The sequence below is a fragment of the Bacillus sp. FSL K6-0073 genome (genome assembly GCF_038006085.1).
Classification (GTDB): domain Bacteria; phylum Bacillota; class Bacilli; order Bacillales; family Bacillaceae_G; genus Bacillus_A; species Bacillus_A cereus.
The window spans coordinates 4,000,636-4,020,515 of record NZ_JBBOUN010000001.1 but is presented as its reverse complement, the minus strand read 5'-3'; the positions used below and the strand labels follow the sequence as shown (position 1 = coordinate 4,020,515).

Here is a 19,880-nt window from a genome sequence, read left to right as displayed (position 1 = left end):
ATGGTAGTAGGAGATTTCCCAATTGAATTAGATACAGTCGTTGTTGGTGCAGGTCCTGGTGGATACGTTGCGGCAATTCGTGCAGCACAATTAGGTCAAAAGGTAGCAATCATTGAAAAAGCTAACCTTGGTGGCGTATGCTTAAACGTTGGATGTATTCCTTCAAAAGCGTTAATCAATGCAGGTCATCGTTATGAGAATGCAATGCATTCTGATGACATGGGTATTACTGCAGAAAACGTAAAAGTTGACTTTACAAAAGTTCAAGAATGGAAAAACGGCGTAGTTAAGAAATTAACTGGCGGTGTTGAAGGCCTTCTTAAAGGTAACAAAGTTGAAATCATTCGCGGTGAAGCTTACTTCGTAGATGCTAATACATTACGCGTTATGACTGAAGATGCAGCTCAAACTTATACGTTTAAAAATGCTGTTCTTGCAACTGGTTCTACACCAATCGAAATTCCAGGATTCAAATACTCTAAACGTGTTATCAACTCTACAGGTGCTTTAAGCTTACCTGAAATTCCTAAAAAACTTGTTGTAATCGGCGGCGGTTACATCGGTATGGAATTAGGTACTGCATATGCTAACTTCGGTACAGAAGTTACTGTAGTAGAAGCTGGCGACGAAATCTTAGCTGGTTTCGAAAAAGCTATGAGCTCTGTTGTTAAACGTGCTCTACAGAAAAAAGGTAACGTAAATATCCATACAAAAGCTATGGCTAAAGGCGTTGAAGAAACAGAAACTGGCGTAAAAGTTAGCTTTGAAGTTAAAGGTGAAATCCAAACTGTAGAAGCAGATTACGTATTAGTAACTGTAGGTCGTCGTCCAAACACTCAAGAGATCGGTCTTGAGCAAGTTGGAGTTAAAATGACTGACCGCGGCATCATCGAAATCGATGAGCAATGTCGTACAAATGTACCAAACATCTATGCGATCGGTGATATCGTTCCTGGACCACCATTAGCTCACAAAGCTTCTTACGAAGGTAAAGTAGCTGTAGAAGCAATTAGTGGCCATGCATCAGCTATCGATTACATCGGAATTCCTGCAGTATGCTTCACTGATCCAGAACTAGCATCTGTTGGTTACACTAAAAAACAAGCTGAAGAAGCTGGAATGACTGTAACTGTATCTAAGTTCCCATTCGCTGCTAACGGTCGTGCATTATCATTAAACAGCACTGACGGTTTCCTACAACTTGTAACACGTAAAGAAGATGGTCTTCTTGTAGGTGCTCAAGTTGCAGGTGCAGGTGCTTCTGATATTATTTCTGAGATTGGTTTAGCTATCGAAGCTGGAATGACAGCTGAAGATATCGCTCAAACAATCCATGCTCACCCAACATTAGGTGAAATCACAATGGAAGCAGCTGAAGTTGCTCTTGGAATGCCAATTCACATTGTAAAATAATTTAAGTAATGTAAATAGCCCTTCTCTTATTGTAAGAGAGGGGCTATTTTTATTTTCATCAAATGACTTGCAAGGTCTTTAAACGTACTTGTCGAATGAATATATAATACTTTAACAAATGATTCCGGCTTAACTTACTTCAAAGGTAATATATATCATCCTATAATATGTAATTGATTCAAACTTAACCCCATATATTAATAAAATAGAGCATGTCAAAGGAGAAGGTTCCATGAAAATATTACATGTTATATTTTATCATTTACTACTATGGAGTGGCTTTTCCACTGTATTAACATTATCGAATGGTGATAAGTTTCATTATAAAGTTATTCTTTTTTTCGTATTTCTATATTTAGCCTATGTAATAGCATATTTTGTATTGCACGTAAGAAAGCAAGCTTTATTTCTTACATGTTCGAATTGTATATTATTTTTAATCATATTATCTATTTTTTAAATTAGCGTTTATAAAAATACATTGTTCTTCCATTAAATAATTGTAACTCTCCTTCTAATTTCTTCGCTAAAAAACGGCAAAATTCATTTGCTTTCCCTTTGTCACCAAATGTTGCATTAGGTGGTAAAGAAACTTGGATGAAAGATTGTTCATTTTCTATACCAACACCAATATAAATTGAGTCATACCGGTCGTGAGTGGATTGAAGTTTTAATGTTGTTGTAGATGTATCTAAAATTTCATAAGGAAAAGCGGTATTTGTATACGTGTAATTAATTTGGGCACCAGTTTTAGAAGTAACTATTTTATAATAATGAAAAAGTTGTTTTATATCATCTATTGAAACTGATTGTTGGTTGGATTTCGGTACAAGCGTAATAAAGGCGTGTTGCATATAAGTTCCCCCTAACTTAGTAGAATACTATCATTCTACATCCTACTGAATTTTTTGACAATTAAAAGGAGTATGACATGTTTTGTTTAATATACTATTAATGAAACGTGATGTAGAAAGGTGGAAACCAATGTTTGAAAAATTGTATGATGAGCATGAAAGTGTGAAGGTACGATTTTTAGGGTTTATGACACATGATACACGTTATGATTTTGGTGTTATTTATACAAATATGTTTTTTGGAAAGCCGCTCATTGTTTGTATGCAAACAGGAAGGTCTACTTTACTCGGACGAGATGATGTAGAGAATATTCAATATATACAGGAGATTTTTAAATTAGGATCAGAAGAGGAAGCAAAGGAGTTAGCTCAGTTTTTCAAATTTCTAGTTCCGTCAACTTCTTTACATGCGGAATATGAAGAATAATTATTTTGAAACAGTCGTACTTATAAATATGGCTGTTTTTTATTTGAATATCGCATACTAATTTAAATTAAAAATATTTAATGTGTTATACTGAAAACCTATTGACGTAAAAAGTATAACATATTAAAATGAAGACAGAAAGTTAAGCGGTTACAAAAAGTTTTTGGGATTATAAACTTAGGGGGAAATGAAAAATGGGAACAATCGTATGTCAAGATTGTGAAGGTACAATTGCACACTTCGAAGATGAGAAAGTAACGGTACTTTACGGGAAATGTGGATCTTGCGGATGTGATCACACAGAGCATACAAAAGCCCAATAATTGATAGGAAATGGACAGCTAAAAGTTTTTAGGACCATAAACTTAGGGGGAAATGAAAAATGGGAACAATCGTATGCCAAGTATGTGAAGGAACAATCGGACATTTTGAAGATGAGAAAACGACGGTACTTTACGGAAAATGTGGAACAAATTGTGACTGTGCTAGAAAAGATAATGCGAAAGCTTAATGATAAATAAATAGATTACTATTAAAACTCAGGGGGAAATGAAAATGGGAACAATCGTATGCCAAGTATGTGAAGGAACAATTGGACATTTTGAAGATGAAAAATCAACAGTACTATACGGGAAATGTGGATCTCATTGCGAATGTGACCATAAAGAACATACAAAAGCTTAATAATAAGAAAAAGCGCCTACATGTGTAGGCGCTTTTTTAATAAATTGTAGTTGTATGACCAACTGTTGCAACGATTGCATCATCTCTAATTGGAATAAAACTTATGGATGTCTGTGGTGTACTAGAAGAAGCGTATTGGCTCATTATACGGCTATCGATACGGGTAATAGTATCAGTCAAGAAAGCTGAAATAAAAGCGTAAGGGACTCTTCGTTCATTTAATGAATAAATAATTTCTTCTTTTGTTTTTACACCCACGCCATGTCCGTAAAAAAAGAAATTTCCTAAATAGATTGTGTTTTCTCCTTGCCACTCAATCGTAGCTGGATTCACTTGTGGGTTTTTAAAGTAAACGAGGTCACCTGGAACAAGATCGCCACCGTTTTTTGTTATGAGCCTTAGATCTTGATCGTAGTCCCATGTATAAAGTAAAAGGTTTGCAAATAGACGATTGAAAGTTTCTTCCTCATACAATGATAGTAAAGCTTTATAAAAAATAATGATCATAGCGGTTGCGCATTCAGTTCCATATAGTTTTCCGTTTTTGAAAATATCCTGTATGGCAATAGAAGGTGGTATGTTTGGAAGAAGCTCGAATCCTCCAAGAGACGTTCTTTTCCAATACTGGGGGTTGCAAAAGGATTGTTGAAATGTACGAAACTGAAATCCACTTTGAAAAAGCTCTAGTGCAGAGATAATAATATTAACTCGTAAATTGAGATCAAAGCTGAGTTCATCAGCTGTTCGGAAGGAATAAACTTCTTGATTTCCTGCCATTATTGATAAAATTTGTTGTTTCTCTGCTGCAAATGGCTCATATTCATTTGTAATATAAGGATGTACAATAGAACGGCCTATTACAATCATAATAGTATCCCCACCTATACGTTACATTCTTAAGTATCGTATGAAGAAAAGGAAAAAAGGTGAAAAAAAAAGCCTATCAACTGATAGGCTTGTACTCTTTAATAACACGTAATGTTTGTAATGTCATATCTTCAGGACCTTGTACAGGTAAACCTGCTTCTAAGTTTTTACGAATATACTCTAAATTTTCTTGTGTAATAATTTCCCCCGGAGTAAAGATTGGAATCCCTGGCGGATAAACCATAACAAAATCAGCTATAATACGACCCGCTGCATTTTCAAATGGAATGACTTCTGTTTCCGAATAAAAAGCATCTCGAGGAGAAAGTGCTAGCACTGGAATTTCTGGAATCTCTACTTGTACTTGAACACCTTTATCTGCCCTATTTCTAAATGTTGCTGCTAAATCGTGTAAAGCTGCAATAAGTGTATTTGTATCACTTTCTGTATCTCCCAAAGTGATAAGACATAGTATGTTGTATAGATCTGAGAGTTCTACTTCAATGTTATATTGCTCTCTAAGCCATACTTCAGCTTGGTGGCCGGTAATACCTAAATCTTTTACAGATACAATTATCTTTGTAGGATCATAGTTAAAGGTAGCATCTGTACCTAACATTTCTTTTCCAGGACAGTAAAGATGCTCAATAGAATTTATAGCATCACGAACATGTTCAGCTAATTGTATTGTTTGTTCTATGAGTGCTGTTCCTTCTGTAGCAAGACGTTTTCTCGCAACATCAAGGGATGCTAACAAGATGTAAGAAGTTGATGTAGTCGTAAGCATGCTAATAATAGATTGGACATGCTTTACATTCACTAAGCCTTCTTTCACATTAAGAATAGAACTTTGAGTTAAAGAGCCTCCTAATTTGTGAACACTTGTTGCTGCCATATCTGCACCAGCTTGCATCGCTGACATGGGTAATTCATCGTGAAAATGAATATGAACACCATGAGCCTCGTCGACTAGTACAGGGATGTCATAAGAATGTGATAATTGTACAATCTGTTCTAAGTCTGCAGCAAACCCAAAGTACGTTGGGTTAATAACAAGTAAGCCCTTTGCATCTGAGTGCTCTTCAAGTGCTTTTTTGACAGATTGAATTGTGATTCCATGAGAAATACCGAGCTTCGGATCGATTTCAGGATGCATGAAAATCGGTTTTGCGCCTGAGAAAATAATAGCTGACATTACTGACTTATGCACGTTTCGTGGTACTAGGATTTTGTCACCAGGACCGCAAACGCTCATCACCATTGTCATAATAGCACCACTTGTACCTTGAATAGAAAAGAAAGTATGATCTGCACCGAATGCAGCGGCTGCTAAATCCTGTGCTTCTTTAATCATACCTTTGGGATGATGTAAATCATCGAGTGGCGCAATATTAATTAAATCAATTGCTAATGCATTATGCCCAATAAATTCGCGAAATGTAGGATCCATGCCCTGTCCTTTTTTATGACCAGGAATATGGAATTGAATTGGATTTCGCTTACTGTGCTCAACTAAAGCGGTAAACAATGGTGTTTCGTATTGGGACAATCTATACACCCCTTCTTCTTCATAATATTTAGTGTAATTTGTTTTATATAATCCTGCTCTAAAAAAGTTTAGTCTTTTTTAGAATAAGGCTTGTTTTTCTGCCATTCAAAAAATCGTTTTTGAGATGGTAGCTTCACTTTATTTTCTATAAAACAAAAGCATTATATCACCAATAATTATAGATGTATAGAAAAAAATGTTTTTAAGGTGAGTATGTTTAATAGTTAGCCTCAACTAATGAATAGAGGAAGACAATTCCATTAAAATGAATAAATAGTGTATAATGCAGAGTGGCTATAATGAAGAATAAAATATTCTCTTTAAGATAGCATAATGAAACAAGAAGAAATGATAAATGAGGTGCGAAATGGAATATCAATATCCGTTAGATTATGATTGGTCAAATGAGGAAATGGTTAAAATTGTTAAGTTTTATGAAGCGATTGAGAAAGCTTATGAAAAAGGGATTATAAGAGAAGAATTAATGGGTTTATATCGTCGTTTTAAAGAGATTGTTCCATCGAAAGCAGAAGAAAAGAAAATTGATAAAGAATTTGAAGAAGTAAGTGGATACTCTATATATCGTGCTATTCAAAGGGCAAAAGAAGTCGAAGAACAAAAGCTTGTAAAAATATAAAAAATATTTTGAAAAATAAAAACTGAAGTGATATAATGTGATAACAACTAAAAACGGACAATATAAATTGTCCGTTTTCTACTATCGATTACAAAGTGCATATAAAGGAAGGAGTGATTGCATCGTAGATTCAATCTTAGCAAGGAATTGTTCGTTGGTCATTGCTGAAAACTCCTCTGGTGATATATGAATACCAACTAATAATTCTGCCTTTTTTACAGTAGCTAATCGTTCAATCATCTTTTGTAAGTCTTCGGTTTCAAGTGTTTTATGTAATTTCACACTTGGTTTAGTATGGTCAATGGACCAAACGAAGTCATTTGGAATATTTGTTTTTAAATCATTTAAATGTTCTAAGAAGGCATGAGCCGTCTCAACTTTTTGTGGACACTCATAGATTAAACCAAAGTATATGAAGGCATGAGTACCCCATAAGCCGATTTGGAAATGCGGTAGCATTTTATATCCTCGTTTATTTGTTGAAAAAGCAACCCAAGTATCGTTTGGTGGATTGACTTTGCGGCGTGCGTGTTTTGCAACATGATAAAAAAAGTTCTCATCAGTTTGTTTGGATAAGTATTCTGCAAATTGTTCCCCTAAAGCTTCTAGCTTAGGATGAATGTTCGTTTTAATTGCACTCATTCGTTCTTCGAGACCATCAACTGTAAAGACATCAAAATCAGTTGACTTGAATGTTTGTATTGTCATGATTGTTCCTCCAACTCCTATTTTGCTTTTATTTTAGCATAGCTTGTACTATTCATAAAAAAAACAGCACAAAAAAAATTTAAATAAAAAAATATAATTTTGTTGCATAGATGATTTATCCAACATAGTATAGTATAAAACAAAAAATCAGAAAATTGAATTAATTCTAGTCCGAGGGCAGACGAATATTGGGAGGAGGCAAATAATATGAGACAGGTGATTAATGCGTTAAAGAGAACAGATGCTGAAAAGAGAATACCGGTGCTACGTTTGGAGCTAGATTATGAATTAGCAACTTTATATGATGCGATGATGGAAGATGATAAACAGAAAAAAGAAGAGTGTGTACAAAAGTTAGAAGTGTTAAGACTTGAAATGATTCGTTTAGAAGCGTAATAATAGTATATGTATAAAAAATTAGTTGGTGCGAACCTTATAAAGGGTTCGTTTTTTCTGTGAACAGTATAGATCGGAGTGTTTAAACATGCAAGAAGTATGGAAAGACATTGATGCACACGCCAAACGGTGGATTCGGGATGCAGGAGAGCATTTAATGGCATCAATGAAAAAAGCACTTATTATAGAAACAAAATCAAATGCAGCTGACTTAGTTACAAATATGGACCGAGAGATAGAACAGTTTTTAATTGGGAAAATTAAAGAAACATTCCCGAATCATAATATTTTAGGAGAAGAGGGTTATGGAGACGAGATAACGTCTTCTGACGGGGTTGTTTGGTTAATTGATCCAATTGACGGCACGATGAACTTTGTTCATCAAAAAAGAAATTTTGCGATTTCAATTGGGATTTATGAGAACGGTATCGGAAAGATTGGACTTATATATGATCCAGTGCATGATGAACTATATCATGCAGTCAAGGGATCTGGAGCTTTTTGTAATGATATATCAATTCCTCCATTGAAAAAAGGAACTGTAGAGCAAGGTATTGTAGCTTTAAATGCGATATGGCTTACAGATAATCCATTGCTTAATATGGAAAGTATGATGGCACTTGTTAAGAAAGCAAGGGGCACAAGATCATATGGCTGTGCAGCGTTAGAGATGGTATACGTTGCAACAGGAAGAATAGATGCATATGTAACGCCGAGATTATCACCATGGGATTTTGGCGGAGGACAGATAATTGTAGAAGAAGTTGGAGGTAAGGTGACGACATTCTCTGGAGCGCCACTTTCTATCATAGAGAAGAGCAGTGTGTTAGTTGCAAAACCAGGAGTGTATGAAGAAGTGTTATCGTTTATATGAGAGCAACAAAAAAAGTAAGAGGCTGTGTATAAGCTTCTTACTTTTTAGCGTTATTGTGATTTGCGCATTTTTCTTTTTGTTACAAAACCGTATCCAACTGTAACAAATGTGCCGATAATGCAAATAATAATACCGATTGGACTATTTTCAGCAATCATAATGCCGATACCGATTAAGAAAATAACACCGATAATTGCAGTTAATAAAAAGCGATATTGAATGTGTTCCATTTCTTCACCCTCCAATCTCATTTTACTTTCACAAAAGTAAGAATACAACTATATTTTCATTCTTGCTTTTATTTTAATTGCTATTGTATCCCCTTCGCTCTTATAATAGAGAAGGATTAAAAAGACATTAGGAGTTGGACATGTTGAAAAAACGACAAGATTTACGTAATATAGCAATTATTGCCCACGTTGACCATGGTAAAACAACACTTGTTGACCAGTTATTACGTCAAGCGGGGACTTTCCGTGCGAACGAACACGTTGAAGAACGCGCAATGGATTCAAATGATCTAGAAAGAGAACGCGGTATTACAATTTTAGCGAAAAATACAGCGATTCACTATGAAGATAAAAGAATTAACATTTTAGATACACCTGGTCACGCTGACTTCGGTGGAGAAGTAGAACGTATCATGAAAATGGTTGATGGTGTTTTACTTGTTGTTGATGCATATGAAGGTTGTATGCCACAAACACGATTTGTTTTAAAGAAAGCTCTTGAGCAAAACTTAACTCCAATCGTAGTTGTAAACAAAATTGACCGTGACTTCGCTCGTCCAGATGAAGTAGTTGATGAAGTAATCGACTTATTCATTGAGCTTGGTGCAAACGAAGATCAATTAGAGTTCCCAGTTGTATTTGCATCAGCAATGAACGGAACAGCAAGCTTAGATTCAAACCCAGCAAATCAAGAAGAGAATATGAAATCATTATTCGATACAATTATCGAACATATTCCAGCACCAATTGATAACAGCGAAGAGCCACTTCAATTCCAAGTAGCACTTCTTGATTACAACGACTACGTTGGACGTATTGGAGTTGGTCGTGTATTCCGCGGTACAATGAAAGTAGGACAACAAGTTGCTTTAATGAAAGTTGATGGAAGTGTAAAACAATTCCGTGTAACAAAATTATTTGGTTACATTGGATTAAAACGTCAAGAAATTGAAGAAGCAAAAGCTGGTGACTTAGTAGCTGTTTCTGGTATGGAAGACATCAACGTTGGTGAAACAGTATGTCCAGTTGAGCATGAAGATGCGTTACCATTATTACGTATTGATGAGCCAACACTACAAATGACGTTCCTTGTAAATAACAGCCCATTTGCAGGTCGTGAAGGTAAATACATTACATCTCGTAAAATTGAAGAGCGTCTTCGTTCACAATTAGAAACAGATGTAAGTTTACGTGTAGATAATACAGATTCTCCTGATGCGTGGATCGTATCTGGACGTGGGGAACTACATTTATCTATCTTAATTGAAAACATGCGTCGTGAAGGTTATGAATTACAAGTATCTAAGCCAGAAGTAATCATTAAAGAAGTTGATGGCGTAAGATGTGAGCCTGTAGAGCGTGTACAAATCGATGTACCTGAAGAATACACTGGTTCTATTATGGAATCTATGGGTGCACGTAAAGGTGAAATGTTAGATATGGTGAATAACGGAAACGGTCAAGTTCGCCTTACTTTCATGGTTCCAGCACGTGGTTTAATTGGTTACACAACAGAATTCTTAACATTAACTCGTGGTTACGGTATTTTAAACCATACATTCGATTGCTACCAACCAGTACACGCTGGACAAGTTGGTGGACGTCGTCAAGGTGTTCTAGTTTCACTTGAAACAGGAAAAGCATCACAATACGGTATTATGCAAGTTGAAGACCGTGGTGTAATCTTCGTTGAACCAGGTACAGAAGTATATGCTGGTATGATTGTAGGAGAACACACTCGTGAGAACGACTTAACAGTTAACGTTGTGAAAATGAAACAACAAACTAACATTCGTTCTGCGACGAAAGATCAAACTTCAACAATGAAGAAACCACGCCTAATGACTTTAGAAGAATCATTAGAGTACTTAAACGATGACGAGTTCTGTGAAGTAACTCCAGAATCAATTCGTCTACGTAAAAAGATTCTTGATAAGAGTGAGCGCGAAAGAGCTGCTAAGAAAAAGAAATCTGTTGAAGCGTAAAAATAAAAAAACAACGCCCTTTATAAAGGGCGTTGTTTTTTTATTTTGTTTATTTTTTAGAATATTTACTCATTTTTGTGGACAGTATTTTTTTTGCGAGTTACTCTTGTATTAAGTGTATAAAGAAAATTGCATTTTACTGCTAGGGGGGAAGAGTGTGTTAGAAAGGATGTCTTTTTTTGCAAAATTGTGTAAGGTAGATGAAAATCCAGAGTTAGGAATGTGGTTACTTTATGGGACGATTATTATATTAAGTGCTCTCGTTTATAATTTAGGATTTGCTAGAAAGTTGTCTGTACTAAAAAATATTGTGATATACATATCATTAGCAATTGGATGCACAGTATTAACCTTTTTTGCTGTGTTTTTACCTGTTGGAGAAGGACTTGTTGTAGCGGCAATTGTACTTGGAATTTATAGATTGCGTTTGCGTCAAGCGAAACAACAAAAAGCAGGATAAGGAAGGGGAGTTTTCATGCGTTCAGTACAAGATGCACTATATAATTGGTTAACAATTAAAACAGTTGCGGAAGCACGTCCAGATGATAGTGCTGCAAAAGAAACATATTTGTTATTTCAAAATATGATATATGAAGAACATAAATTAAGAAATGTGGAAGTCGAAAAGAACGAGGAAATGTATTTAATTACATATGAAATGAATGGAGAACGGAAATCTGCAAGGTTTCCGTTAGAAGCCATTGATTGTTTTTTGGATCAGATGAATCGTGAACCAGAAAAATATAAATAAGTCCTTATCTATATGAGTAAGGACTTATTTACATTTTACCAATCATCTTCGATTTTTTTATCACGATATAATCGGAAATTACCACTTGCATGACGTTCCATTGTACGCTCTGCAATTCGTTCCGAACATTCCATGCACATATATGTATGAATAGGGCGATTACGCAGTTTTTTTGCCATAGGATTTTCATCATCTAACATATCTTTTTTATCACAAATCATACATTTGACTCTCATTTCGTCACCTCAATACGAATTCTATCAGTATAAGTATATCATGGAAGTATAATGTTTTTGAATAATAGCGGGAAAAAATAATATTTTCGCAATTCAAAAAATAAGTTATGATAAGGATATACCAAGTATGTTTGGAGGTGAAAATATGGCGAATGTAGTAGAGCCTACCTTAACAGAGGATTTAGTACAAACGTTGCGTAAAGAATGTATCGTTATGATAGCAACGACAGATTTCGAAAAACAAGTTCCTAACGTAAGTGCTATTTCTTGGGTGTATGCAGTGAGTAAAACTAGTATTCGATTTGCAGTAGATCAACGTTCACGTATTGTGGAAAATATACAGCATAATACAGGTGTGGTATTGACTATAATGGCGAATGAATCCGTATTTTCTATAAGTGGTGCAGGTGAAATTTTGACAGATAGAATGGAAGGTATTTCTCTAAAATTAACTGTAATAGAAGTAAATGTGCAAGAAGTGCGTGATGTTATGTTTTATGGAGCGAAACTTGCAATTGAACCAACATATGAAAAAACATATGATCTTCGGGCAGCGAAAAAGCTGGATAATGAAGTGTTAGTAGGGATAAGAGAATTATAAAGATGCTAAATAGGAAATTTGTTTATTCACTTTTGTAATCGGTTATTGTGATTTAACGTTAATAATTATAATAAAAAGTAATATATTGAATAGAAATGAATAAAGAATAAATAAAAGGTTTAATGACTATGATTTTCGATTCTACCTCGTTTACACGGTACATATAATTATAACAATGGTTCGTCCATATTTTATGGATGAAACCCTTGTTCTACAAATTTAAAAGTGGAGTCAGGGGGTAACAGGTTGGATAAAATTTATGTGTTAGATACGAATGTACTTTTGCAGGATCCTTTATCTATTTTTTCATTTGAAACCAATGAAGTAGTGATTCCAGCAGTTGTATTAGAAGAGGTTGATTCGAAAAAACGTTATATGGATGAAGTAGGACGAAACGCTCGTTATGTATCTAAGTTAATAGATAAATTTCGTGAAATAGGAAAGCTGCATGAAAGTATCCCGCTAGAAAACGGCGGAACATTTCGTATTGAATTGAACCATCGTTCATTTGTGCAACTACAAGATATTTTTGTAGAAAAAACAAATGATAATCGAATTTTAGCTGTAGCAAAAAATCTATCTTTAGAAGAACAGGAAAAAGAGGACGGGAAGTCTGTTATTTTAGTAAGTAAAGATGTACTCGTAAGAGTAAAAGCTGATGCAATTGGTTTGAAGGCTGAAGATTATTTAAGTGATCGCGTAATTGAAGTAGAAAATATATATTCTGGTTTTTTAGAAGGATATATATCAAAAGAACAATTGGATTATTTTTATGAGAAAGGTGAATTGCCTCTATCTGAAATTGCGAATCATCCTTTTTATCCAAATCAATTTGTAGTGATGAAAGATGCATTAGGGGGCTCTAGTTCTGCTCTTGGCATTGTGGATCACTTAGGTAAGAAGGTAAAGAAACTTATTTTTCACAATGAACAAGTGTGGGGGATACGACCACGAAACGTGCAGCAAATTATGGGATTAGAATTGTTGCTTCGTGAAGATATTCCGCTTGTAACGTTAACGGGGAAAGCCGGCACAGGAAAAACGTTACTTGCGTTAGCTTCGGGACTTATGCAAACAGAAGACTTAGGGTTATATAAAAAATTACTTGTGGCAAGACCAATTGTTCCAGTCGGAAAAGATATCGGTTATTTACCAGGAGAAAAAGAAGAAAAGTTAAGACCATGGATGCAGCCAATTTTTGATAACCTAGAGTATTTATTTAATACGAAAAAGCCAGGAGAGTTAGATGCTATTTTAGCTGGAATGGGTTCGATTGAAGTAGAGGCCCTTACTTATATACGCGGGAGAAGTATTCCAGATCAGTTCATTATCATTGACGAAGCACAAAATTTAACAAAGCATGAAGTGAAGACGATATTAACTAGGGTAGGGGAAAAGAGTAAGATTGTATTGATGGGAGATCCTCAGCAAATTGATCACCCATATTTAGATGAATATAATAATGGCTTAACATATGTTGTAGAGAAGTTTAAAGAACAGCGTATTAGTGGTCATGTGAAGTTTGTTAAAGGGGAGCGATCTAATTTAGCTCAACTAGCAGCAGATTTATTGTAAAAAGGAGTGAGCTTAAGCTCACTCCTTTTCTTTAAATAATTGTAAATTTACGGATGTTACGGATTGGATTTTGTTGATTAGATCCATCATTGAAATAGAGATGAACAGGCCCGTCTTCTTTTAATGGTTTTCCTTCTTTTGAAAAGCCTAGTATAGCATTTTTGACAGTTTCTAATGGAAGTGTCATTGTATGATCTACCGTTTCAATTTCAACTTGCGTAGCGTCCTCTAAAATTTCAGCGTTAGCAAGAAATGGATGAAATGGTATACCAAATGTTCCAGTAATCAGCTGTTCTTTTTTATATTTCTTCACACTTTGTTGTATTGGAGGAAAAGCGGCACCATCACGGATTTCGCGATCCCAATGTTCTGAAGTGTTTTTTAAATAAGTTTCTAGTTCAGACGTGTTTTCTCTAGTTTCATCAAAGTAAGTTGTCAAATCTACTTTTCGATCATCAAAGATCCAAACAGTTGGATCAATAGTGATTGGAAAACGTACTTTTCCGTTAATAAATAAAATTTCGCTCATTGTTGTTCCCCCATTTGTGTTATACTCCCACTTTTCAGTATAATAGTATTAGACACTGTTGTCACAAAAAATGTTTCTATTGCAATTTATTAAAACTATCGCTAATATTAATAGATAGGATAGAGGAGAGTAGGACGGAAACGGAGGGAATCAATTTGGCGTCTGAGACAGTAGCAAATCATCAGGAAAAGGCACTAGCCCTTCTACAAGCGGATGCAGAGAAGATTTTAAGACTTATTAAGGTGCAAATGGACCATCTTACAATGCCGCAATGTCCATTATATGAAGAAGTGTTAGACACACAAATGTTTGGACTATCCCGCGAGGTCGATTTTGCGGTTCGCCTTGGTCTTATTGCAGAAGAACAAGGGAAAGCAATGTTAGGTGAGCTCGAACGTGAGTTATCTGCACTTCATGAAGCATTTACAAACAAACAACAATAACGGGTTCAAATAAGGGGGCTCAAACTAAATTAGTTTGAGCTTTTTATTTGTATAATAAAGCAGGAAGAATCAATGTACATATGGAATACAACAATAATTAAATTGAAACAGAAAGAGGAAATGAAATGAAAAAAGTATGGAAATCAATGGATTATTCATTGTTACTTCCTCTTGTTATTTTATGTGTGCTGGGGGTAATAATGGTATATAGTTCGAGTTCCATTGTTGCGATTTCGAGATTTGATAAACCAGCAAATTTCTTTTTTAAAAGACAATTAATTACTTTAGTTGTTGGGACAATGGTATTAATAATTATTGCTACTATCCCATATAAAGTTTGGAGAAAACGAATTTTTTTGTTGGGGAGTTACGGTGCTAGTGTTGCCTTATTAGCTGCAGCTGCCTTTTTCACTAAGAAAGTAAACGGTGCAAACGGGTGGATATTTGGAATACAGCCTGCAGAATTTGTTAAGATAACAGTTATTCTCGTCTTAGCTCATTTTTTTGCGAAAAGACAAGAAACGAATACACCTGTTTTCAAAGGGTCAGGTCCAGTACTTATTGGTGTTGGAATAATCATGTTTTTAATATTAAAGCAAAATGATTTAGGTACTGATTTGTTAATTGCAGGAACAGTAGGAATTATGTTTCTTTGTTCGGGAGTACAGGTTAACTTATGGATTAAACGAATTGCTTTAACTTCTATAGTATGGATTCCGGCACTATATCTTCTTGGTAATTATGCATTAAATCCATATCAAAAGGCACGTTTTTCTGTTTTCCTTGATCCGTTTAATGATCCTCAAAAGGATGGGTTTCAATTAGTGAATTCATTTATTGGAATCGCTTCTGGAGGGCTTAATGGTAGAGGATTAGGGAATAGTGTACAAAAATATGGTTATTTACCAGAACCGCAAACGGATTTTATAATGGCAATTATATCTGAAGAACTTGGTTTTATAGGTGTAGCTATCATTTTAATCTGTTTATTACTTATTATTATTCGGTCATTTAGAGTTGCGCAAAAGTGTACAGATCCATTTGGAAGTTTAATAGCTATCGGAATTGCAAGCTTGTTTGGAGTTCAAACGTTTATCAATGTCGGTGGTATGTCTGGAGTAATACCACTTACAGGAGTACCATTACCGTTTGTTAGTTACGGCGGAAGTTCTTTATTAGCTAATCTACTTGCAATGGGAATACTACTCAATATTGCTAGTCACGTGAAACGACAAGAGAAACAACAGAATGGTCTAATGAAAGAAAGAGAACAAAATGGACCACATCTTGTAGTTGTAAAATAAAAACACATTGTGCTTTAGAGCATGATGTGTTTTTTATTTTTAAGTAGTTCCAAATATGATGTACTAATTTCTTTTTCAGTTAAAAGATATATCACATTAAGTTAAATGTGATATACAATTAAGTTGTTAGAAAAGGAAGAGGTATGCTATACTATTTTTGTGAAACAAATTGCACAGAAAACTTATCATTTGTTAGAAAATAAGGTATGATGGATAAAAATAAAGTGAAGCTTTCTAAGTATAATATAATGTGGAAAGTGAAGAACTTCACGCTTTTTAAGGTGTGTATATATTTTATCTCTAGAGTGGTAGGAAAGTAGAGGGGGAAAATCATGACAAAGCTGCAACGTATTCAAAAAGTATTGGTAGCTAACCGTGGAGAGATTGCAATTCGTGTGTTTCGAGCTTGTTCGGAACTTGGATTAAAAACAGTTGCAATCTATTCTAAAGAGGATAGTGGTTCTTATCATCGCTATAAAGCCGATGAGTCCTATTTAGTTGGGGAAGGAAAAAAACCAATTGATGCTTATCTAGATATTGAAGGCATTATTGAGATTGCAAAAAGTAATCATGTAGATGCAATCCACCCTGGATATGGTTTCTTGTCAGAAAATATTCAATTCGCTAAACGTTGTGAAGAAGAAGGAATTATCTTTATCGGTCCGAAAAGTAAGCATTTAGATATGTTTGGAGATAAAGTGAAAGCAAGAACACAAGCGCAGCTAGCACAAATTCCAGTTATACCTGGTAGTGATGGTCCAGTAAATTCATTAGAAGAAGTCGAAAAATTTGCTGAAAAGTATGATTACCCGATTATTATTAAAGCATCCCTTGGGGGTGGCGGTCGTGGTATGCGTATTGTGCGTACTAGTGAGGAATTAGGAGAATCATATAATCGAGCGAAATCAGAAGCGAAAGCAGCTTTTGGTAATGATGAAGTTTACGTCGAAAAATTTGTTGAAAAACCTAAACATATAGAAGTACAAATTTTAGCAGATGAAGAAGGCAATGTTGTTCATTTATACGAGCGTGACTGTTCTGTACAACGTCGTCATCAAAAAGTTGTAGAAATTGCACCGAGTGTATCACTTTCAGATGATCTGCGTCAGCGTATTTGTGATGCTGCTGTGAAGTTAACGAAAAATGTAAACTATTTAAATGCAGGAACAGTAGAATTCCTTGTAAAAGATGATGAGTTTTACTTTATTGAAGTAAATCCACGTGTTCAAGTAGAACATACGATTACAGAAATGATTACGGGAGTAGATATTGTTCAATCACAAATTTTAATAGCGGATGGACATTCATTACATAGCAAAATGGTAGGTGTTCCGAAGCAAGAGGAAGTAGTTGTACATGGATTTGCAATTCAATCTCGTGTAACAACTGAAGATCCGCTAAATAATTTTATGCCGGATACAGGAAAAATTATGGCGTATCGATCAGGTGGTGGTTTTGGTGTGCGTCTTGATACAGGAAATAGCTTCCAAGGTGCAGTTATTACACCGTACTACGATTCTTTACTTGTAAAAGTTACAACTTGGGCACTTACTTTTGAGCAAGCTGCTGCAAAAATGGAACGTAACTTAAAAGAATTCCGTATTCGTGGTATTAAAACAAATATTCCATTCCTAGAGAATGTAGTAAAGCATAAAAACTTCTTATCAGGAGAATATGATACTTCATTTATCGATGCGTCACCTGAATTGTTCTTGTTCCCGAAACGTAAAGACCGTGGAACGAAAATGTTAAATTACATTGGTACAGTAACAGTAAATGGTTTCCCAGGAGTAGGGAAAAAAGAAAAACCAATATTCCCAGATGCTCGTATTCCATGTTTAAAACATTCAGAGCCAATCCAAAATGGAACGAAACAAATTTTGGACGAGCGTGGAGCGGACGGATTAGTAAAATGGGTACAGGATCAAAAACGTGTACTTTTAACGGATACAACATTCCGTGATGCACACCAGTCATTACTTGCAACTCGTATTCGTACAAAAGATTTACATCAAATTGCGGAGCCAACAGCGAGAATGTTACCGAACCTATTCTCAGCAGAAATGTGGGGCGGTGCAACGTTTGATGTTGCGTATCGTTTCTTAAAAGAAGATCCATGGGAACGATTACTAGATCTTCGTGAAAAAATGCCGAATGTGTTATTCCAAATGTTACTTCGTTCTTCAAACGCAGTTGGATACAAAAACTATCCAGATAATTTAATTCAAAAATTTGTGGAATGTTCTGCTCAAGCAGGCATTGATGTATTCCGTATTTTTGATAGTTTAAACTGGGTGGAAGGCATGAGAGTTGCAATTGACGCTGTACGAGACACTGGTAAAATTGCAGAAGCAACAATGTGCTACACAGGGGATATTCATGATCCACTGCGTAGTAAATATGATTTAAATTATTATAAAAATTTAGCAAAAGAGTTAGAAGCATCAGGAGCTCACATTTTAGGTATTAAAGATATGGCGGGCTTACTAAAACCAAATGCAGCATATGATTTAGTTTCTGCATTAAAAGAGACAGTGTCGATTCCAATTCATCTGCACACGCACGATACGAGTGGAAATGGTATATTAACGTATACGAAGGCAATTGAAGCAGGTGTTGATATCGTCGATGTAGCAGTGAGTTCTATGGCTGGTCAAACGTCACAACCAAGTGCGAACACGCTATACTATGCGTTAGGCGGAAACGAAAGACAACCAGATGTTAATATAGATTCTTTAGAAAAACTATCTCACTATTGGGAAGATGTACGCAAATACTATGCACCATTTGAAAGTGGTATGAATGCGCCTCATACAGAGGTATATATGCATGAAATGCCGGGTGGGCAGTATAGTAATCTTCAGCAACAAGCGAAGGCGGTTGGTTTAGGAGATCGCTTCGATGAAGTGAAAGTAATGTACCGCCGTGTGAATGACATGTTTGGAGATATTGTAAAAGTAACACCATCATCAAAAGTTGTTGGTGATATGGCATTATTTATGGTTCAAAACCATCTGACAGAACAAGATGTTTTAGAGCGTGGACATGCGATGGACTTCCCAGGGTCTGTTGTTGAAATGTTCTCTGGTGATTTAGGTCAACCGTACGGTGGTTTCCCGAAAGAATTACAAAAGATTATTTTAAAAGGGAAAGAGCCATTAACAGTAAGACCAGGTGAATTACTAGAGCCAGTAGATTTCGAAGCGTTAAAAGAAGAATTATTCCATAAACTTGGACGCGAAGTAACGATTTTTGATGTAGTAGCATATGCTTTATATCCAAAAGTATTTATGGATTATGAAAAAGTTGCTGAGCTTTATGGAAATGTATCTGTACTTGATACACCGACGTTCTTCTATGGTATGAGACTAGGTGAAGAAATTGATGTAGAAATTGAACAGGGTAAAACATTGATGGTTAAACTAGTATCAATTGGAGAACCTCAGCCGGATGGAAATCGTGTTCTTTACTTGGAATTTAACGGTCAACCACGTGAAATTATCGTGAAAGACGAGAGTGTAAAAGCAACAGTTGCACAACGTGTGAAAGGGAACCGTGAGAATCCAAATCATATTAGTGCAACGATGCCAGGAACGGTAATTAAAGTAGTTGTAAAAGAAGGCGACGAAGTGAAAAAAGGCGATTCTATGGCAATTACAGAAGCGATGAAAATGGAAACGACAGTTCAAGCGCCGTTCAATGGTAAAGTGAAGAAAGTATATGTTAACGATGGTGATGCAATTCAAACGGGTGATTTACTTATTGAATTAGATCACTAAAATAAGAAAAGAGCTGTGTAAATACAGCTCTTTTTTAT

Annotated in this window: 24 protein-coding genes; 17 read left to right on the top strand and 7 right to left on the bottom strand. The window is 35.3% G+C overall.

Annotated features, from left to right (window positions below):
- A complete protein-coding gene (gene lpdA, locus MHB52_RS20625; RefSeq protein WP_000260104.1) occupies window positions 1-1,413 on the top strand; it encodes a dihydrolipoyl dehydrogenase in 1,413 nt (470 codons plus the stop codon).
- 232 nt (window positions 1,414-1,645) lie between these two features.
- On the top strand, window positions 1,646-1,873 hold the full coding sequence (locus tag MHB52_RS20620) for a hypothetical protein (protein ID WP_000697469.1): 228 nt from the start codon (window positions 1,646-1,648) through the stop codon (window positions 1,871-1,873).
- Between the two features lies 1 nt (window position 1,874).
- Here MHB52_RS20620 and MHB52_RS20615 read toward each other — a convergent pair whose 3' ends face one another.
- A complete protein-coding gene (locus tag MHB52_RS20615) occupies window positions 1,875-2,267 on the bottom strand; it encodes a DUF1885 family protein (protein WP_001163292.1) in 393 nt (130 codons plus the stop codon).
- Between the two features lie 130 nt (window positions 2,268-2,397).
- On the opposite strand from MHB52_RS20615, the gene MHB52_RS20610 reads away from it, so the two are divergent.
- The 4 genes from MHB52_RS20610 to MHB52_RS20595 all read left to right on the top strand — a co-directional run bounded on the left by MHB52_RS20610 (window position 2,398) and on the right by MHB52_RS20595 (window position 3,378).
- The gene (locus MHB52_RS20610; protein WP_033683945.1) at window positions 2,398-2,694 is read left to right on the top strand and encodes a DUF3055 domain-containing protein; all 297 of its coding nucleotides are present in this window, start codon (window positions 2,398-2,400) and stop codon (window positions 2,692-2,694) included.
- Between the two features lie 194 nt (window positions 2,695-2,888).
- Window positions 2,889-3,017 (top strand): GapA-binding peptide SR1P, encoded by a 129-nt coding sequence (locus tag MHB52_RS20605; RefSeq protein ID WP_000536778.1) that lies wholly within the window; start codon window positions 2,889-2,891, stop codon window positions 3,015-3,017.
- 59 nt (window positions 3,018-3,076) lie between these two features.
- Window positions 3,077-3,205, top strand: a complete 129-nt coding sequence (locus MHB52_RS20600; RefSeq protein WP_000536803.1) for a GapA-binding peptide SR1P — start codon at window positions 3,077-3,079, stop codon at window positions 3,203-3,205.
- Window positions 3,206-3,249: 44 nt separating this feature from the next.
- Window positions 3,250-3,378 (top strand): GapA-binding peptide SR1P, encoded by a 129-nt coding sequence (locus tag MHB52_RS20595; protein ID WP_000536796.1) that lies wholly within the window; start codon window positions 3,250-3,252, stop codon window positions 3,376-3,378.
- A 36-nt stretch (window positions 3,379-3,414) separates the two neighbouring features.
- On the opposite strand, the gene MHB52_RS20590 is transcribed toward MHB52_RS20595, so the two are convergent.
- A complete protein-coding gene (locus MHB52_RS20590; protein WP_000635337.1) occupies window positions 3,415-4,245 on the bottom strand; it encodes a protein-glutamine gamma-glutamyltransferase in 831 nt (276 codons plus the stop codon).
- A gap of 76 nt (window positions 4,246-4,321) precedes the next feature.
- On the bottom strand, window positions 4,322-5,794 hold the full coding sequence (gene speA / locus MHB52_RS20585; protein ID WP_000084905.1) for an arginine decarboxylase: 1,473 nt from the start codon (window positions 5,792-5,794) through the stop codon (window positions 4,322-4,324).
- A 367-nt stretch (window positions 5,795-6,161) separates the two neighbouring features.
- Here speA and MHB52_RS20580 point away from each other — a divergent pair, with 367 nt between their 5' ends.
- Window positions 6,162-6,431 carry a UPF0223 family protein gene (locus MHB52_RS20580; protein ID WP_061663488.1) on the top strand — a complete coding sequence of 90 codons (270 nt, stop codon included), beginning with the start codon at window positions 6,162-6,164 and terminating at the stop codon, window positions 6,429-6,431.
- 81 nt (window positions 6,432-6,512) lie between these two features.
- Here the strand turns inward: MHB52_RS20580 and MHB52_RS20575 are convergent, their stop codons facing one another.
- Entirely contained in the window at window positions 6,513-7,139 is a 627-nt protein-coding gene (locus MHB52_RS20575) for a YktB family protein (protein ID WP_000155317.1), read from the bottom strand.
- A 207-nt stretch (window positions 7,140-7,346) separates the two neighbouring features.
- Between MHB52_RS20575 and MHB52_RS20570 the strand changes: the two genes are divergently transcribed.
- The gene (locus MHB52_RS20570; protein WP_001250164.1) at window positions 7,347-7,535 is read left to right on the top strand and encodes a hypothetical protein; all 189 of its coding nucleotides are present in this window, start codon (window positions 7,347-7,349) and stop codon (window positions 7,533-7,535) included.
- 88 nt (window positions 7,536-7,623) lie between these two features.
- Entirely contained in the window at window positions 7,624-8,409 is a 786-nt protein-coding gene (locus MHB52_RS20565; RefSeq protein ID WP_001158703.1) for an inositol monophosphatase family protein, read from the top strand.
- A gap of 50 nt (window positions 8,410-8,459) precedes the next feature.
- On the opposite strand, the gene MHB52_RS20560 is transcribed toward MHB52_RS20565, so the two are convergent.
- On the bottom strand, window positions 8,460-8,639 hold the full coding sequence (locus tag MHB52_RS20560) for a DUF5325 family protein (protein ID WP_000400127.1): 180 nt from the start codon (window positions 8,637-8,639) through the stop codon (window positions 8,460-8,462).
- A 140-nt stretch (window positions 8,640-8,779) separates the two neighbouring features.
- Between MHB52_RS20560 and typA the strand changes: the two genes are divergently transcribed.
- The 3 genes from typA to MHB52_RS20545 all read left to right on the top strand — a co-directional run bounded on the left by typA (window position 8,780) and on the right by MHB52_RS20545 (window position 11,375).
- Complete coding sequence (gene typA, locus MHB52_RS20555) at window positions 8,780-10,624, top strand: translational GTPase TypA (RefSeq protein WP_000914759.1); 1,845 nt, start codon at window positions 8,780-8,782, stop codon at window positions 10,622-10,624.
- A gap of 157 nt (window positions 10,625-10,781) precedes the next feature.
- Window positions 10,782-11,084 (top strand): YlaH-like family protein, encoded by a 303-nt coding sequence (locus MHB52_RS20550; protein WP_000893662.1) that lies wholly within the window; start codon window positions 10,782-10,784, stop codon window positions 11,082-11,084.
- Between the two features lie 15 nt (window positions 11,085-11,099).
- Window positions 11,100-11,375, top strand: coding sequence for a hypothetical protein (locus MHB52_RS20545; protein ID WP_001258147.1), 276 nt, complete (start codon window positions 11,100-11,102; stop codon window positions 11,373-11,375).
- A 35-nt stretch (window positions 11,376-11,410) separates the two neighbouring features.
- Here the strand turns inward: MHB52_RS20545 and MHB52_RS20540 are convergent, their stop codons facing one another.
- Window positions 11,411-11,611 (bottom strand): YlaI family protein, encoded by a 201-nt coding sequence (locus tag MHB52_RS20540; protein ID WP_002082250.1) that lies wholly within the window; start codon window positions 11,609-11,611, stop codon window positions 11,411-11,413.
- Between the two features lie 145 nt (window positions 11,612-11,756).
- Here MHB52_RS20540 and MHB52_RS20535 point away from each other — a divergent pair, with 145 nt between their 5' ends.
- Together MHB52_RS20535 and MHB52_RS20530 are read left to right on the top strand one after the other, a co-directional pair.
- The gene (locus MHB52_RS20535) at window positions 11,757-12,212 is read left to right on the top strand and encodes a pyridoxamine 5'-phosphate oxidase family protein (RefSeq protein WP_000024595.1); all 456 of its coding nucleotides are present in this window, start codon (window positions 11,757-11,759) and stop codon (window positions 12,210-12,212) included.
- Between the two features lie 246 nt (window positions 12,213-12,458).
- Window positions 12,459-13,787 (top strand): PhoH family protein, encoded by a 1,329-nt coding sequence (locus MHB52_RS20530; RefSeq protein ID WP_000358083.1) that lies wholly within the window; start codon window positions 12,459-12,461, stop codon window positions 13,785-13,787.
- A 31-nt stretch (window positions 13,788-13,818) separates the two neighbouring features.
- Here the strand turns inward: MHB52_RS20530 and MHB52_RS20525 are convergent, their stop codons facing one another.
- Window positions 13,819-14,316 (bottom strand): hypothetical protein, encoded by a 498-nt coding sequence (locus MHB52_RS20525; protein ID WP_001289809.1) that lies wholly within the window; start codon window positions 14,314-14,316, stop codon window positions 13,819-13,821.
- 155 nt (window positions 14,317-14,471) lie between these two features.
- Between MHB52_RS20525 and MHB52_RS20520 the strand changes: the two genes are divergently transcribed.
- The 3 genes from MHB52_RS20520 (at window position 14,472) to pyc (ending at window position 19,842) form a co-directional block, all read left to right on the top strand.
- The gene (locus MHB52_RS20520) at window positions 14,472-14,759 is read left to right on the top strand and encodes a YlaN family protein (protein WP_000135694.1); all 288 of its coding nucleotides are present in this window, start codon (window positions 14,472-14,474) and stop codon (window positions 14,757-14,759) included.
- A gap of 125 nt (window positions 14,760-14,884) precedes the next feature.
- Window positions 14,885-16,063 (top strand): FtsW/RodA/SpoVE family cell cycle protein, encoded by a 1,179-nt coding sequence (locus MHB52_RS20515; protein WP_061663489.1) that lies wholly within the window; start codon window positions 14,885-14,887, stop codon window positions 16,061-16,063.
- A gap of 332 nt (window positions 16,064-16,395) precedes the next feature.
- On the top strand, window positions 16,396-19,842 hold the full coding sequence (gene pyc / locus MHB52_RS20510) for a pyruvate carboxylase (RefSeq protein WP_000164087.1): 3,447 nt from the start codon (window positions 16,396-16,398) through the stop codon (window positions 19,840-19,842).
- Window positions 19,843-19,880 lie beyond the last annotated feature (38 nt).